This is a genomic window from Kribbella sp. NPDC000426 (assembly GCF_040300265.1).
GTDB lineage: Bacteria > Actinomycetota > Actinomycetes > Propionibacteriales > Kribbellaceae > Kribbella.
The window spans coordinates 109110-123306 of record NZ_JBEPDK010000003.1 but is presented as its reverse complement, the minus strand read 5'-3'; the positions used below and the strand labels follow the sequence as shown (position 1 = coordinate 123306).

Here is a 14197-nt window from a genome sequence, read left to right as displayed (position 1 = left end):
AGTGGGCGGCGTGGAGACGGTGGAGCGGTTGATTCGTAGTACGCAGGAGTTGTTGTGGGAGCGGGGGTACGTCGGGACCTCGCCGAAGGCGATTCAGCGGGCCGCTGATGCCGGGCAGGGGAGTATGTATCACCACTTCGCGGGGAAGGCGGAGTTGGCGAAGGCGGCGATCGAGCGGTCGGGGGCCGAGCTCAGGGCAGCTGCTGATGTGCAGCTGACCGGCGACGGGTCGGCCAGTGAGCGGATCGCCGGGTATCTCGAGCGGGAGCGGGATGTGCTCAAGGGGTGCCAGGTGGGGCGGTTGACCGCGGATCCCGACGTGATTGCGGATCCGGAGTTGCGGGCACCGGTTGCCGAGACCTTCGAGTGGTTGCGGCAGCGGCTGGCCGAGGTGGTTGCGGAGGGCAAGCGGTCCGGTGAGTACCCGGACTCGCTGGATCCGCAGCGGATCGCGGCGACGGTGGCGGCGGTGTTGCAGGGAGGGTATGTGCTTGCGCGGGCGGCCGGTTCGACGGAGCCGTTCGAGCTGGCGGTCCAGGGATTGATCGACTTGTTGCCGGAGGCTACGAAGTGAAGATCGGTGCGGTGTTCCCCCAACTCGAGATCGGCGCGGATCCGAGGGTCGTGCGTGACTGGACGACGACCGTGGAGCAGGCCGGGTACAACCATGCGCTCGCCTACGACCACGTGCTCGGCGCGGATCCCGCGAACCGGCCGGGCTGGACCGGGTACACCGACAAGTCCTTGTTCCACGAGGTCTTCGTACTGTTCGGGTACATGGCGGCGATCACGACGAACCTCGAGCTGGTGACCGGCGTACTCGTGCTGCCGCAACGGCAGACCTCGCTGGTCGCGAAGCAGGCCGCCGAGGTCGACGTGCTGAGTGGTGGCCGGCTTCGGCTCGGTGTCGGCATCGGGTGGAACCAGGTCGAGTACCAGGCGCTCGGCGTACCGTTCAAACAGCGCGGCGCCCTGCTGGAGGAACAGGTCGACGTACTGCGCAAGCTCTGGACCGAGCCGGTGATCTCGTACGACGGCAAGTACCACGAGATCGTCGAGGCCGGCCTGAATCCGTTGCCCGGCCGCCAGATCCCGGTCTGGTTCGGTGGCAGTGCCGACGCCGTACTCCGACGTACCGGCCGGATCGGCGACGGCTGGATGCCGCAGTCCGCACCCGACGACCACGCGCGGCAGCAGATCGCCACGATCCGCCAAGCCGCCGAAGACGCCGGCCGCGACCCGGAATCGATCGGCATCGAGGCCAGACTCACCCTCGCCGCCGTCCCCGAACAGGACTGGCCCACCTTCGCCGCCGGCTGGCGAGACCTGGGCGCCACCCACCTCTGCATCAACACCATGAACCTGGGCCTGACCGCACCGGAAGACCACGCCAAACTCCTCGCCGAGGTCCTCCCGAAACTGACCTGACGAGGTATCTCCCGCGCCCTCCCGAGCCTCCGCACAGGTAAGGGGAGTCTCGTCAGGGAGAGAGGACAGCTATGTCCGCCGGGAACGATTTCGAGAAGAGGACCTACAACTACCTACGGCTCGCGATGATCGCCGTTCTGATCCTGCTCGCGGTGGCGATCCTGCGGGAGCGTGCCAAGGCCCCGGGGTGCTGGCAAGGCTCGATCAGTGCGTACTACTACACGCCGGTGCACGCGGTGTTCATCGGTGCGCTGGTCACGGTCGGCGCCTGCATGATCGTCCTCAAAGGCGCAACGACGCTGAAGGACGTCCTGCTGAACCTCGGCGGCCTGCTTGCCCCGGTCGTTGCGTTCGTCCCGACGCCGAACGCCGGCAGTTGCTCGTCCGAAGCCATCGTTTCGCGTCGCGCGGCGGTGGACATCGCCAACAACATGTTCGCGTACTTCGTCGTTGGTGGAGTCGCGCTGCTGGTCGCACTGGTCCTCGGACTGACTGCGAAGGGCGACGCCAAGTGGGGCCGGACAGAGATCATCGGGTTCGTCGCATCTGTGGTGCTCTGGCTGGCGGGGATCATCTGGCTCGCGAGCTCTCCGGGCAGCTTCAACCGCAATGCGCACTACACCTCGGCCGCCCTCCTGTTCGCGGTCATCATCGGCATCGTCTTCATGAGTGCCCTGGGAAAGCGTCATCAGCCGGTCGCGGGGGTGCGGGAGCAGAAGATCTTCGGCCGTGCCTACGGGGTGATCGCGGTCGCGATGCTCGTCTGCCTGGTGATCGGACTCATCGCCAGATCATCCGGGATCCTGTGGATCGAAACCGCTCTGCTCGGTCTCTTCCTGCTGTACTGGGTGCTTCGGACCGCTGAACAGTGGCGTGCGGACACGGAGGAGTCCAAGTCGGAATGAGCGAGGTCCTCAGCACGAAGGACAGGCTGCGGTTGTTCCCGACCGTGGTGGGGCGGTCGGTGTCGACCGGGGTCGAGGTGGCGGCGTACCGGCTGGGGAAGCGCGGGGCGGCGTTGCCTCCGCAGGTGGTGCTGACGCCGCCGGTCACGGGCTGGGGCGCCGACGCGGAGAAGGCCGGCAGGAAACTGCTAGGCCCGGGCTTCCTCGAGCACTCGGTGCGGACCTGGTGGTTCGGGATGGCGCTGGCGTACGCCGACGGAACGCAAGCAAACGTGGACCCGGACCTGTGTACGTGGCCGCGATGTTGCACGACATCGGCCTGTTCGCGCCCGTGGAAGGCAGATGCTTCACTGCCGCAGGAGTCGAGGCAGTGCGGGAGACAGCTCCCGCGGGTACGGCGGCGCACGAGATCGCGGACGTGGAGGCCGCGATCTACGAGCATGTCGACATCGAGAAGCCGACCAAACCCTTGTCGCACTACCTGCAGGCGGGGTCGTTGCTCGACGTGGCAGGCACGGGAGTCACCATGGTCGACCCGGCGATCGTCGAGCGGGTGTGCAAGGGCCGAGGCGGGTTTCCTGCCCTCTGCCGCACTGCCTGGCGAGCCGAGAGCACGAGGTTTCCCGATGGCAGGGCCGCCTACGCACGGCTCGGGATACTGCTCGGGACTCGGCTCAATCCGTTACCGCCGGTTGGCTGTTGACCCTCGGATTGCCAGCGGGCAGGGGAGGGTGACGATTTCGGTCGGGCGGTCGGGGTCGGCGATGCGTTGACGGAGGAGGTCGACGCCGGTCTCGACGATGCTATGGGTGGGTTGCTCGACCGAGGTGAGGTCGAAGGATTCCCAGGCGGCCATCTCGGTGTTGTCGAAGCCGATCACCCAGACGTCGTCGGGGACCCGGGCGCCGACCGCGCGGGCGCCGTCGAGGATGCCGAAGGCGAGCAGGTCGGTGACCGTGTAGATCGCGGTCGGCGGTTTCTTCTTGGACAGCAGCTTCTCGGCGGCGGCGTGGCCGTCGGAGTGCGGTACGCCGACCGTGACGATGTTGCTGGGTTTGATCTTCACGCCGGCGTCGGCGAGTGCCGTGCGGAAACCTTGGTCGCGGTCCCGGGACGTGTTCCCGGTGGCGGTCAGCGTGACGAGCCCGATGTCGGTGTGGCCGTGGTCGACGAGGTACTTCCCGGCGTCGTACGCTCCCTGCCAGTTGTCGCCGACGACCTGGTCGCAGTCGAGTCCGTCGATCCCGCGGTGCACCAGCACGGTCGGCGTCCCCGAGGCGAGCGCCATCGTGTGCAGCTTCGAGTCGTACGTCGCCGACGTCAGCAGGAACCCGTCGACGAGGCGCTGGTGCAGCACCTCCGCGACCGTCTCCTCCGGGTCGTGCTCGATGTTCCACAGGATCATGTGCAGACCGACCGAACTCAGCACGCGCCCGATCTCGTCGAGCAGCTCGGCATGGAACGGACTCGTCACGCGGGTCATGAACACGCCGATCGTGTCGGTCCGCCCGGTCTTCATCGCCCGCGCCAACGCGTTCGGCGTGTAGTTGGCGTCCTTCAGCACCTGCAGGACCCGTGCCCTGGTCTCCGGGTTGACCTTCGGATTGTTGGTCAGCACCCGGGAGACCGTCGCCTGCGAAACTCCCGCCAGCCGGGCCAGGTCCCTACTCGTCGGTGGTCGTGCCATCGACCCCGCCTCCCCTCATCGTCCAAATGCTGAACCCTACTCAAGAGTCTCGCCCCAGGCCGTTGACCACGCCGGAGGCAGTGTGTATACGTATTCATTGTATACGTATTCATCCCGAAGTGGATGGGAGATTCCGGTGCAGACACACTTCTCCAACCTGAGCCGCCGCAGGTTTCTCGCCGGACTGACGGGAGCCGCAGCTGCGGGAGTACTGGCCGGCTGCGGCGGCAACGGCAATGCAGGTGGAGGTGGGGGCAAGAGCCTCACCTTCCTCAACTGGGAGCAGGTCAAGGGCAACCCGCTGGAGCAGGCGATCCAGGCGTTCGAGAAGGAATCGGGCACCAAGGTCACCATCCAGCCCGCCGTCACCCAGGAATACGACACCAAGATGCGCACGCTGATCGCGGGCGGCAGTCCGCCGGACGTGATGCGGATCAACGACGACTTCGTCCGCGGTTTCTCCCAGCAGGGAGCCCTGCTGGACCTGAAGCCCTACATCGACAAGGACAAGCTCGATACGTCGCAGTTCGCCAAAGAGACGTTCGACTTCCCGCAGCAGCCCGACGGCTCGCACACCGCGTGGGTCCTCGGCTACGAGCCCCGCCTGATCTTCTACAACGTCGATCTGTTCAAGCAGGCCGGCGTACCGCTGCCGCCGACGACGTGGTCGCACGACGGCTGGACCTGGTCCGACTTCGAGGAGAAGGCGAAGAAGCTCACCGACCCGGCGAAGAAGCAGTACGGCGCGCTGGTCTACCTGGACACCGGGTACGAGCAGACGTTCACGGTCAACCACGGCAGTCAGACCGGCATCTTCTCCAAGGACGGCACGCAGTTCACGCTGTCGGACTCGAAGGAGTCCGAGGCGCTGCAGTGGGCCACGGACCTGACCTGCAAGGACAAGGTGCAACCGCCGTGGTCGGCGCTGCAGCAGGACAGCATCCAGAACCAGATGTTTGCCCAGGGCAAGATCGCCATGATGTTCGCGACCTTCGGCACCGTGCCGTACATGCGGCAGACGGTCAAGGACTTCACCTGGGACGTCGCTCCGCCGCCTGGTGACGTGGAGCAGAAGACCGAGTCCAGCGTGATCGTGTTCTGCATCCCGAAGAAGGCGAAGAACCCCGACGCGGCCTGGGACCTGCTGAAGTACCTCGCCAGTGAGGACGGCGGCAAGATCCTGCTCCAGGGCGGCGCGTTCACCCCGATCAACCTCAAGGCGGCGGCCGACCTGGCGCCGAACGGGAAGGCGCCAGCGCATATCGAGCTGTTCGCCGAGGCCTCGAAGCACCTGACCGCGACCAACCAGACCAAGAACACCATCGGCGCCCGCGAGCTGTACCGGCCCGCGCTGGACACGGCCTACAACTGCGAGAAGCCGGTCGCCGACGTTCTCCAAGGCGTCAAATCACAGGTGGAGAACGCCTTGAAGGGTTGATGTCGATGGCAACCATCACGATGGAGCGCGACAAGACCGCGGTCCGGGTCAACGACGTACGCCGCGCCCGCCGCAAACAGAACCTGACCGGCTGGCTGTTCATCAGCCCGATCGTGGTCGGGGTGGTGGCGTTCCAGTTCTTCCCGATCCTGGTCTCGATCGTCGCGTCGCTGACCGATTGGAACGGCATCTCGCCGCCGAAGTTCGTCGGCTTGAAGAACTTCTCCGAGATGTTCACCGACGACCCGCTCTTCCTGCAGACATTCAAGAACACGGTCTACTTCACGCTGGCGAGCATCCCGCTGACGATCGGCATCGGCCTGGTCCTGGCGTTGCTGTGCGCCCGCCCGATCAAGGGCGTCGCGTTCTTCCGGACGGCGTACTTCGCGCCGTACGTGACGAACGTGGTGGCGATCGGGTTCGTCTGGTTCTGGTTCTTCCAACCCGACAACGGCGTGATCAACGGTCTGCTCAGCCAGCTCGGGATCAGCGGGCCGCAATGGCTGTCGAGCTCGAGTTGGGCGATGCCGGCCGTGATCATGGTCAGCGTCTGGCAGGGCATCGGCTACCCGATGATCATCCTGCTCGCCGGTCTGCAGGGCCTGCCGAACGAGTTCTTCGAGTCCGCGAAGATCGACGGCGCCGGAGCGTGGCAGCGGCTGCGGTTCATCACGTTGCCGCTGCTGACACCGCACTTCCTGTTCCTGCTGATCACGCAGTTCATCTCGTCGTTCCAGGTCTTCGGCCTGATCTACGTGATGACCAAAGGCGGGCCCGGTCACGCCACCAGCGTCTACATCTACAACATCTATCAGAACGCGTTCAGCTACGGGAAGGTCGGCTACGCCTCGGCGATGGCGTGGATCCTGTTCGTGGTGATCGCGGCCGTCACCTTCCTGCAGTGGAAGCTGCAGAAGAGGTGGGTGTTCTACTCATGAGAATCGTCGGAAAGACTTCGCAGTACGTCGTGATGTCGTTGTTCGCGGTCGCGTTCCTGGCGCCGCTGGTCTGGATGATCAGTGCGTCACTGCGGCCCGAGGCGAAGGTGCTGAGTTCGCCGCCGAAGTTCCTGCCCACGGACACCCAGTGGAGCAACTACGGCGAGGTGTTCGACCTGATCCCGGTGTTCCTGTGGAACAGCGTGAAACTCGCCGCCTTCAACGTGATCGGCATCCTGATCGTCGCGTCGATGGCCGGCTACGCGTTCGCGCGGCTGAAGTTCGCCGGCCGGGACATCGCGTTCATGGTGCTGCTCGCCACCTCGATCATCCCGGGGATCGCGTACCTGATCCCGCAGTACATCGTCTTCCAGCACATCGGCTGGGTGGACACGCAGTACCCGCTGTGGGTGCCGAAGGTGCTCACTCCGGTGTTCGCGACCTTCCTCATGCGGCAGTCGTTCCTGACCATTCCGAACGAGCTCGAGGACGCCGGCAAGATCGACGGCGCGTCCACGTTCGGGATCTATTGGCGGATCATGCTGCCGCAGACCAAGCCGGCGCTCGCCGCGATCGGGGTCTTCACGTTCCTCGAATCGTGGAACGACCTGTTCGGTCCGTTGATCTACATCACGTCCGAGAACCTGCAGACGTTGCCGGTGGCGCTCGCCCAGTTCCAGGGCGAGTACTTCACCAAGATCAGTCTGCTGATGGCAGGCGCGACGATCTCCGTCGTACCGGTCATCGCCGTCTTCCTTTTCGCCCAGCGCTATTTCATCCAAGGCATCACGATGACAGGAATGAAGGGGTGAGCATCGTGCCCGATCGGGTCGTTGCCATGCAGATCGGAGCCATCTCGTTCGTCGACGAAGGCGTCGACCAGACACTCGACATCCTGGCCGAGCGCGGCGCGGTCAACGCGCTGTTCCTGGCCACACCGACCTGGACCCGGGGAACCGGCGGCCGGCAGATTCCCGGCCACCCGATCCCCGACCACGGCGTCCAGGAGTACGACCTCGGCTGGGTCGGCGGGAACTACGCGACCACGCACCCGCAGTACTACGGGAACACCGTCCTCGGCTCTGCCGGGCAGGCGCCCGAGCATCCGGAGCTCGACCTGTTCGCGGAGGTGATCCCGAAGGCGAAGGAGCGCGGCATCAAGTCCTACGCCTGGATGGAGGAAAGTGGAGGCGCTCGGCAGCTTCGTACCTACCCGAACTTCGCCAAGGTGCTCGAGGTGGACGCCTGGGGCCGGCCGGGACGGCGTCCGTGCTTCAACAACCCCGATTACCGGAACTGGCACCTCGGCTTCGTCGAGGACTACGTGCAGAGCTACGAGCTCGACGGCCTGGCCTGGTGCTCCGAGCGGCCCGGTCCGCTGAACCTGCTGATGCAGAGTACGCCGGACGTGGCGGAGATCGGCTGCTTCTGCCCGCACTGCCGCGCGGTCGCCCGCGAGCGTGGGATCGACGTGAACCGGGCGATGCAGGGCTACCGCGAGCTGGTCGACTGGAACGCCCGGGTCGGCGCCGGAGAGCGCCCGGTCGACGGTGCGTTCGTCACCTTCTGGCGGATCCTGCTCAACTTCCCCGAAGTACTGGCCTGGCAGACGTTGTGGACGGAGAGCCAGCGCCAGCTGTACCGCGACATCTACGGTGTGGCCAAGTCGATCTCGCCGGAGGTCGAGGTCGGTTGGCACGTGTATCACAACATCTCGTTCAGCCCGTTCTACCGGGCGGATCAGGACTACACCGAGATGGCGAAGTTCTCCGACTTCATCAAGGTGGTCATCTACAACAACTGCGCCGGGCCGCGGTTCTTCACCTGGATCAAGAGCATCTGCGGTGCGCTGTTCGCGGACGCCGAGCCCGATGACGTCTACCCGCTGATGATGAAGCTGCTGCAGCTCGACGAGGGTGACTACGCGAAGCTGCCGCAGGCCGGTTTCACCGCGGAGTACGTACGCCGGGAGACCGCACGCGCCGTCGCCGGAGTCGGCGGTCAGAGCAAGATCTACCCGGGTATCGACATCGATATTCCGGTGGGCGTCGCCAAGCAGCGCGGGCTCGAGAAGCCGCGCGATCTCGGGACCAAGATCAACTGGGACGACAACGAGGGTGAGCTCACCGCGTGCACCCGCGAGTCTGTGCGGGACGCCACGCTGGCAGCGTTCGCGGGCGGCGCGGAAGGCGTCGTACTCAGCCGCAAGTACTCCGAGATGCTGCTGGAGAACCTGTCCGGCGCGGGCGACGCGGTCCGGAGCCTGAAGTGAAACCTTGGTATCAAAGGACCTTGCGGTGGGCGCAGACGAATCTCACCGAGAAGGATCCGGCCCGGTACGACGCCGAGTGGTGGCGGCAGCACTGGCGTCGTACGAAGATCCAAGGGGTGATCGTCAACGCCGGCGGGATCGTCGCGTACTACCCGAGCAAGTTCGAGCTGCAGCACCGGGCGGAGTACCTCGGTGATCGTGACCTGTACGGCGAGATCGCGAAGCTCGCGCAGGAGGACGGGCTGACGGTGCTGGCCCGGATGGACTCGAACCGGGCGCACCAGCCCTTGTACGACGCGCATCCGGACTGGTTCGCGATCGATGCCGACGGCAACCCTTATCGGGCCGGCCAGCTGTACGTCGCCTGTGTCACCGGCCCGTACTACAAGGACTTCCTCACCGGGATCCTCGAGGAGATCATCGAACGCACCGGACCGGACGGCCTGACCGACAACAGCTGGAGCGGCCTCGGGCGCGACTCGATCTGCTACTGCCCGAACTGCCGTGACAGCTTCGGTCAGGACCTGCCCAAGTCACCGGACTGGACCGACCCGGTCTACCGACAGTGGATCCGCTGGAGTTACGACCAGCGGCTCGCGGTGTGGGACCTGAACAACGAAGTGACCCGGCGTGCGGGCGGTCCGGACTGTTTGTGGATCGGGATGAACGGGGGCGAGGTCGTTGCGCAGAGCAAGAGGCTGCGCGACGACGTCGCGATCTGCAAGCGGGCGTCGATCTTCATGCTGGACTCGCAGTGGCGGCACGAGGAGTCCGGGTTCCAGGCGAACGCGGACTCCGGCAAGCGCCTGCACGGGCTGCTCGGCTGGGACACGCTGATCCCGGAGAGCACGGCGATGTACGACGCCGGCGTACCGACGTTCCGGCTCGGGAGCAAACCCGAGCCGGAGGCGCGGATGTGGGCCATCGAGGGCTGGGCCGGCGGGATCCAGCCGTGGTGGCATCACATCGGGTCGGTGCATGACGACCGTCGGCAGTACGCGACGGCGCAGCCGCTTTTCGAGTGGCACCAGGCCAACGAGGAGTTCCTCGTCGATCGGGAGCCGGTGGCTACGGTCGGGCTGTTGTGGAGTCAGCGCAGTGTCGACTTCCACGGGAAGGACGAGCCGGAGACGGTGAGTCAGCTGCCCTACCGCGGGTGGGTGGATGCGCTCGTCCGGGCACGCATCCCGTACCTGCCGACGACCGAGGTCGACGATCGCTTCGACGTGATCGTCGTACCGAACGTCGGTGTGCTGACCGACGAGCAGATCGCGCAACTGCAGGCCTACAGCGGCCGTCTGGTCGTGACCGGCGAGTCGGGGCTCTACGACGAGTGGGGCGATCGCCGCGACGACTGGGCATTGGGTGACCTGCTGGGAGTCCGGCACACAGGCAAGCGGCTGGGCGACGGGACGGTGACGGACTGGGAGAACTACGACAGTCACAGCTACCTGCGGATCGAGGACCGGTCGGTTTTCGACGGCGACACCGACGTCCTGCCGTTCGGCGGGCAGTTGGAGGTGGTGGAGGCGGACAAGCCTGCGCTGACCTGGATCCCGCCGTTCCCGATCTATCCGCCGGAGAAGTCGTGGATGGAGGAGCCGCGGGGCGACACCCCGGCGCTGGTACTCGGCGAGCGTACGGCGTACCTCGCGGCCGACCTCGATCGGCAGTACGCGAAGCATCATCACCCGGATCACGGGAAGGTGCTCGCGAACCTGGTCCGGCACGACGGCAACCCGCTGCGCGTGGACGGTGCCGGCGTACTGGATTGTCAGCTCTACAAGCAGGGTGACCGGCACGTCCTGCACCTGGTCAACCTTGATCAGGGTGGCGCCTGGCGCGGCCGTCTGGAGGAGTTCACGCCCGCCGGGCCGTTCACGGTGTCGCTCAGGGTGACCGGGTCGCGAGCGCGACTCCTCGTCTCGGGTGATGAGGTAGAAGTGAAGGAGCAGGACGGCTGGATTACGGTCGAGGTAGACCGCATCACCGATCACGAAGTCGTAGTAGTCAGCTAAGGAGCCCCTAGTGTCCATCGACGTCACCGGCCCGATGAACGAGCGGTACGACGAGATTCTCACCGAGCGCGCGCTCGGACTCATCGAGACCTTGCACCGCACGTACGACGGGCGACGCAAAGAGCTGCTGGAGCGCCGCGAGCAGCGGGTCGCGGAGATCGCGGCCGGGGCGTCGCTGGGGTTCCTGCCGGAGACGAAGGACGTCCGGGACGACCCGGAGTGGCGGGTTGCGCCCGCCGCTCCGGGCCTGGTCGACCGGCGGGTCGAGATCACCGGCCCGACCGACCGGAAGATGACGATCAACGCGCTGAACTCCGGCGCCAAGGTCTGGCTGGCCGACCAGGAGGACGCGAACACGCCCACCTGGGAGAACGTGGTCGGCGGTCAGCTCAACCTGCTCGACGCGATCACCCGGCGGATCGACTTCAGCACCGACGCGAAGAGCTACGCGCTGAAGCCGGACGAGGAGCTCGCGACGATCGTCGTCCGGCCGCGGGGCTGGCACCTGCCGGAGAAGCACATCCAGGTCGACGGCCAGCCGGTCAGCGGTTCGCTGGTCGACTTCGCGCTGTACTTCGCCGCCTGCGCGGAGCTGCAGATCGCCCGCGGGCAGGGGCCGTACTTCTACCTGCCGAAGATGGAGTCGCACCTGGAGGCGCGACTCTGGAACGACGTGTTCGTGACCGCGCAGGACACGATCGGGATCCCGCGCGGGACGATCCGGGCGACCGTGCTGATCGAGACGTACCCGGCCGCGTTCGAGATGGAAGAGATCCTGTACGAACTGCGGGACCACTCCGCCGGCCTGAACGCCGGGCGCTGGGACTACATGTTCAGCGTGATCAAGACCCACCGGACCCGCGGCACGGACTTCCAGCTGCCGGACCGGAACAGCGTGACGATGACGGTGCCGTTCATGCGCGCCTACACCGAGCTCCTGGTGCGGACGTGCCACAAGCGCGGCGCACACGCGATCGGCGGGATGGCGGCGTTCATCCCGAGCAAGGACCCCGCGGTGAACGAGCAGGCGTTCGCGAAGGTCCAGGCCGACAAGACCCGCGAGGCCGGGGACGGCTTCGACGGCTCGTGGGTCGCGCACCCGGGCATGGTCGAGACCTGCCGGGCGGTGTTCGACTCGGTGCTCGGCGACAAGCCGAACCAGGTCGACAAGCTCCGCGAGGACGTCGCAGTCACGGCCGAGCAGCTGCTGGACGTAGCTGCCACGCCGGGTGAGGTCACCGAGGCCGGCCTGCGCAACAACGTCAGCGTCGCCGTGCAGTATCTGGCCGCCTGGCTCGAGGGCACCGGTGCCGTCGGCATCTTCAACCTGATGGAGGACGCGGCCACCGCGGAGATCTCCCGCTCGCAGATCTGGCAGTGGCGCCGCAACCAGGTCGTCCTCGACACCGGCGAGACCGTAACCACCGATCTGGTCGAGCGGATCGCGGACGATGAGATCGGCAAGCTCGGCAACCCTGATCGCTACGGTGCGGCCCGCTCGCTGTTCCTCGAGGTGGCCCTGGCCGACGAGTACACCGACTTCCTCACGCTCCCGGCGTACGAACGCTTCAGCTGACAAGGAGATCTGCCGCCTTTCTGGACCGCTGGTCACGATCTTTTCGGTAATGGCCGTAAAGCGTTGACATCGACGCTGCGACGGCCCTACGGTCGCGACCATAAGTCGAGTTCCGGACGCCAGAAAGGCGGCACTCCCTTGCCCAAGCCTGTGTGGTCCACCTCGGTGCCGCCGGTCGGTCAGACCCGGCGCGACTTCCTGCGACTGTCCGGTCTGACCATCGCCGCCCTCGGCGGCAGCTGGTCGCTGACCGGCTGCGGCCTGTTCGGCGACGACAACGACAAGGCCGCCGGCGGCCAGTCGACGCTGAAGATCGACTACGTCCCGGTCGAGGTGCTCGACCCCCAGGTGATCACCAACGGAATGTGGATCCTCAGCCGCGGGATCTCCGAGGGCCTGGTCACCCAGACGGAGAAGGGCGACAACGTCCAGCCGGCCGTCGCGTCCGAGTGGAAGATCTCCGACGACCACCTGACCTACACGTTCACCCTCCGCGACAACGCTCAGTGGTCCGACGGCAAGCCGGTCGTCGCCAAGGACTTCGAGCGGACGTACAAGCGGCTGTTCACCCCCGCGGGCGGCTCGGCCGGCGGTACGACGCTCGGTGCCAACAGCTACCAGACCGCGACCGGGATCAAGGGCGCCCAGGACTTCCTGTCCGGCGTACTGACCGACTGGTCGAAGGTCGGCGTGAAGGCGAACGGGGACCACGAGCTGGTCCTGACCCTCTCGAACCCGAACCCGGACTTCCTGCTGGCGCTCACCCACCCGGCGATGCTGCCGCTGCCGATGGACCTGGTCGAGAGCAAGCCGAAGGACTGGCAGAACCCGCCGAACTACGTGTCCAACGGTCCGTACACGGTCAGCGAATGGGTCGCGAACTCGCGGCTGATCCTGGTGCCCAACGAGAAGTACTGGGACCGCGACAACGTGAAGCTGGGCCGGATCCAGGTCAACCTCGTCGAGCCCAGCGCGGCGGCGACCGCGACCGTGCCGTACGAGAACGGCGAGACGGACCTGGTCCAGCTCGCCGGCCCCGACGTACTGCGGTTCCAGAAGGATGCGGACCTGTCGAAGCAGCTCCAGCAGACCGAGAACTACAGCATCCTGTACCTGGCGAAGCTCCGGAGCCAGCACAAGGCGATGGAGGACGTCCGGGTCCGCAAGGCGTTGTCGCTCGCGCTCGACCGCAAGACGCTGGCCGGTGTGCAGCCGGGTCAGGAGCCCGGGGTTTCGCTGGTGACCAGCCGGACCGCCGGCTGGGACGAGAGCATCGGGATCAAGGACGACACCGCCGAGGCGAAGCGGCTGCTGGCCGAGGCCGGCTATCCGAACGGGCAGGGCCTGCCGCCGGTGCGGCTCCTGGTCGGCGTCCCGGATACCACGCTCGCCGATGCGATCGTGGACAGCTGGACCAAGCAGCTCGGCATCAAGGCGAGCGTCGACCACGTCGAGGCCGGTGTGTACACCGAGCGGCGCTGGCAGGTCCAGAAGGGCAACTACATCGGCTTCTACTACGGCACGTTCGCCGGGTTGCCGACGTGGCCGACGATGGTCGGTTCGCTCTGGTCGCCGAAGAACGTACAGGAGATCAGCCTGCCGAGCGACCAGTGGCAGAAGTACCAGGCCTTGCAGGACAACAAGAACCTGAAGCCGGCCGACAAGACCGCGCAACTCAACGCGATCCTGGCCGAGCACGCTTCGGCTCCCGCGCGGGAGATCGGCTCGTTGGTCGACAAGGCCAACGTCGAGCCGGACGACGCGAAGCGCACCGACCTGTACAAGCAGGCCGCCAAGCTGCGCGAGGAGCAGTACCTGTACCTGCCGGTGCTCTGGCTGAGCCTGTTCCACGCGGTCAAACCGAAGGTGCACGGCCTGCAGTTGCGCGCGTACCCGGACTACTTCTACCTCAAGCCGCTGAGCGTAGGGAGCTGA

12 protein-coding genes are annotated in these 14197 nt (G+C 66.2%); 11 read left to right on the top strand and 1 reads right to left on the bottom strand.

All coding sequences use genetic code 11. The features are described 5' to 3' along the window. Positions 1 to 10 precede the first annotated feature (10 nt). The 4 genes from ABT313_RS14390 (at position 11) to ABT313_RS14375 (ending at position 3036) form a co-directional block, all read left to right on the top strand. Positions 11 to 574 (top strand): TetR/AcrR family transcriptional regulator, encoded by a 564-nt coding sequence (locus ABT313_RS14390; protein ID WP_350852507.1) that lies wholly within the window; start codon positions 11 to 13, stop codon positions 572 to 574. Beyond that, positions 571 to 1428 (top strand): LLM class F420-dependent oxidoreductase, encoded by an 858-nt coding sequence (locus tag ABT313_RS14385; protein ID WP_350852504.1) that lies wholly within the window; start codon positions 571 to 573, stop codon positions 1426 to 1428. The genes ABT313_RS14390 and ABT313_RS14385 overlap by 4 nt, the downstream gene beginning before the upstream one ends. 71 nt (positions 1429 to 1499) lie before the next feature. Beyond that, positions 1500 to 2333: a hypothetical protein gene (locus ABT313_RS14380; protein ID WP_350852501.1), complete on the top strand. Its 834-nt coding sequence runs from the start codon at positions 1500 to 1502 to the stop codon at positions 2331 to 2333. A 370-nt stretch (positions 2334 to 2703) separates the two neighbouring features. Next, positions 2704 to 3036, top strand: a complete 333-nt coding sequence (locus ABT313_RS14375; RefSeq protein ID WP_350852498.1) for a hypothetical protein — start codon at positions 2704 to 2706, stop codon at positions 3034 to 3036. On the opposite strand, the gene ABT313_RS14370 is transcribed toward ABT313_RS14375, so the two are convergent. Beyond that, the gene (locus tag ABT313_RS14370) at positions 3016 to 4020 is read right to left on the bottom strand and encodes a LacI family DNA-binding transcriptional regulator (RefSeq protein WP_350852495.1); all 1005 of its coding nucleotides are present in this window, start codon (positions 4018 to 4020) and stop codon (positions 3016 to 3018) included. The genes ABT313_RS14375 and ABT313_RS14370 overlap by 21 nt on opposite strands. Positions 4021 to 4156: 136 nt before the next feature. On the opposite strand from ABT313_RS14370, the gene ABT313_RS14365 reads away from it, so the two are divergent. From ABT313_RS14365 to ABT313_RS14335, 7 genes are all read left to right on the top strand, one after another. Continuing rightward, positions 4157 to 5458 carry an ABC transporter substrate-binding protein gene (locus tag ABT313_RS14365; RefSeq protein ID WP_350852492.1) on the top strand — a complete coding sequence of 434 codons (1302 nt, stop codon included), beginning with the start codon at positions 4157 to 4159 and terminating at the stop codon, positions 5456 to 5458. Positions 5459 to 5463: 5 nt separating this feature from the next. After that, the gene (locus tag ABT313_RS14360; RefSeq protein ID WP_350852489.1) at positions 5464 to 6396 is read left to right on the top strand and encodes a carbohydrate ABC transporter permease; all 933 of its coding nucleotides are present in this window, start codon (positions 5464 to 5466) and stop codon (positions 6394 to 6396) included. Next, positions 6393 to 7208 carry a carbohydrate ABC transporter permease gene (locus ABT313_RS14355; RefSeq protein ID WP_350852486.1) on the top strand — a complete coding sequence of 272 codons (816 nt, stop codon included), beginning with the start codon at positions 6393 to 6395 and terminating at the stop codon, positions 7206 to 7208. The genes ABT313_RS14360 and ABT313_RS14355 overlap by 4 nt, the downstream gene beginning before the upstream one ends. Further along, positions 7205 to 8668, top strand: coding sequence for a glycoside hydrolase family protein (locus ABT313_RS14350; RefSeq protein ID WP_350852483.1), 1464 nt, complete (start codon positions 7205 to 7207; stop codon positions 8666 to 8668). The genes ABT313_RS14355 and ABT313_RS14350 overlap by 4 nt, the downstream gene beginning before the upstream one ends. Before the next feature lie 20 nt (positions 8669 to 8688). Then, on the top strand, positions 8689 to 10686 hold the full coding sequence (locus tag ABT313_RS14345) for a beta-galactosidase (RefSeq protein ID WP_350852480.1): 1998 nt from the start codon (positions 8689 to 8691) through the stop codon (positions 10684 to 10686). Between the two features lie 10 nt (positions 10687 to 10696). After that, on the top strand, positions 10697 to 12262 hold the full coding sequence (gene aceB / locus ABT313_RS14340) for a malate synthase A (protein WP_350852477.1): 1566 nt from the start codon (positions 10697 to 10699) through the stop codon (positions 12260 to 12262). Positions 12263 to 12400: 138 nt separating this feature from the next. Next, positions 12401 to 14197, top strand: coding sequence for a peptide ABC transporter substrate-binding protein (locus tag ABT313_RS14335; RefSeq protein WP_350852474.1), 1797 nt, complete (start codon positions 12401 to 12403; stop codon positions 14195 to 14197).

Excerpts from the sequence above, each read along its gene's own strand:
- ABT313_RS14360 (WP_350852489.1), top strand. The coding sequence starts at position 5,464 with ATGGCAACCATCACGATGGAGCGCGACAAGACCGCGGTCCGGGTCAAC.
- ABT313_RS14355 (WP_350852486.1), top strand. The coding sequence starts at position 6,393 with ATGAGAATCGTCGGAAAGACTTCGCAGTACGTCGTGATGTCGTTGTTC.
- ABT313_RS14370 (WP_350852495.1), bottom strand. The coding sequence starts at position 4,020 with ATGGCACGACCACCGACGAGTAGGGACCTGGCCCGGCTGGCGGGAGTT.
- ABT313_RS14380 (WP_350852501.1), top strand. The coding sequence starts at position 1,500 with ATGTCCGCCGGGAACGATTTCGAGAAGAGGACCTACAACTACCTACGG.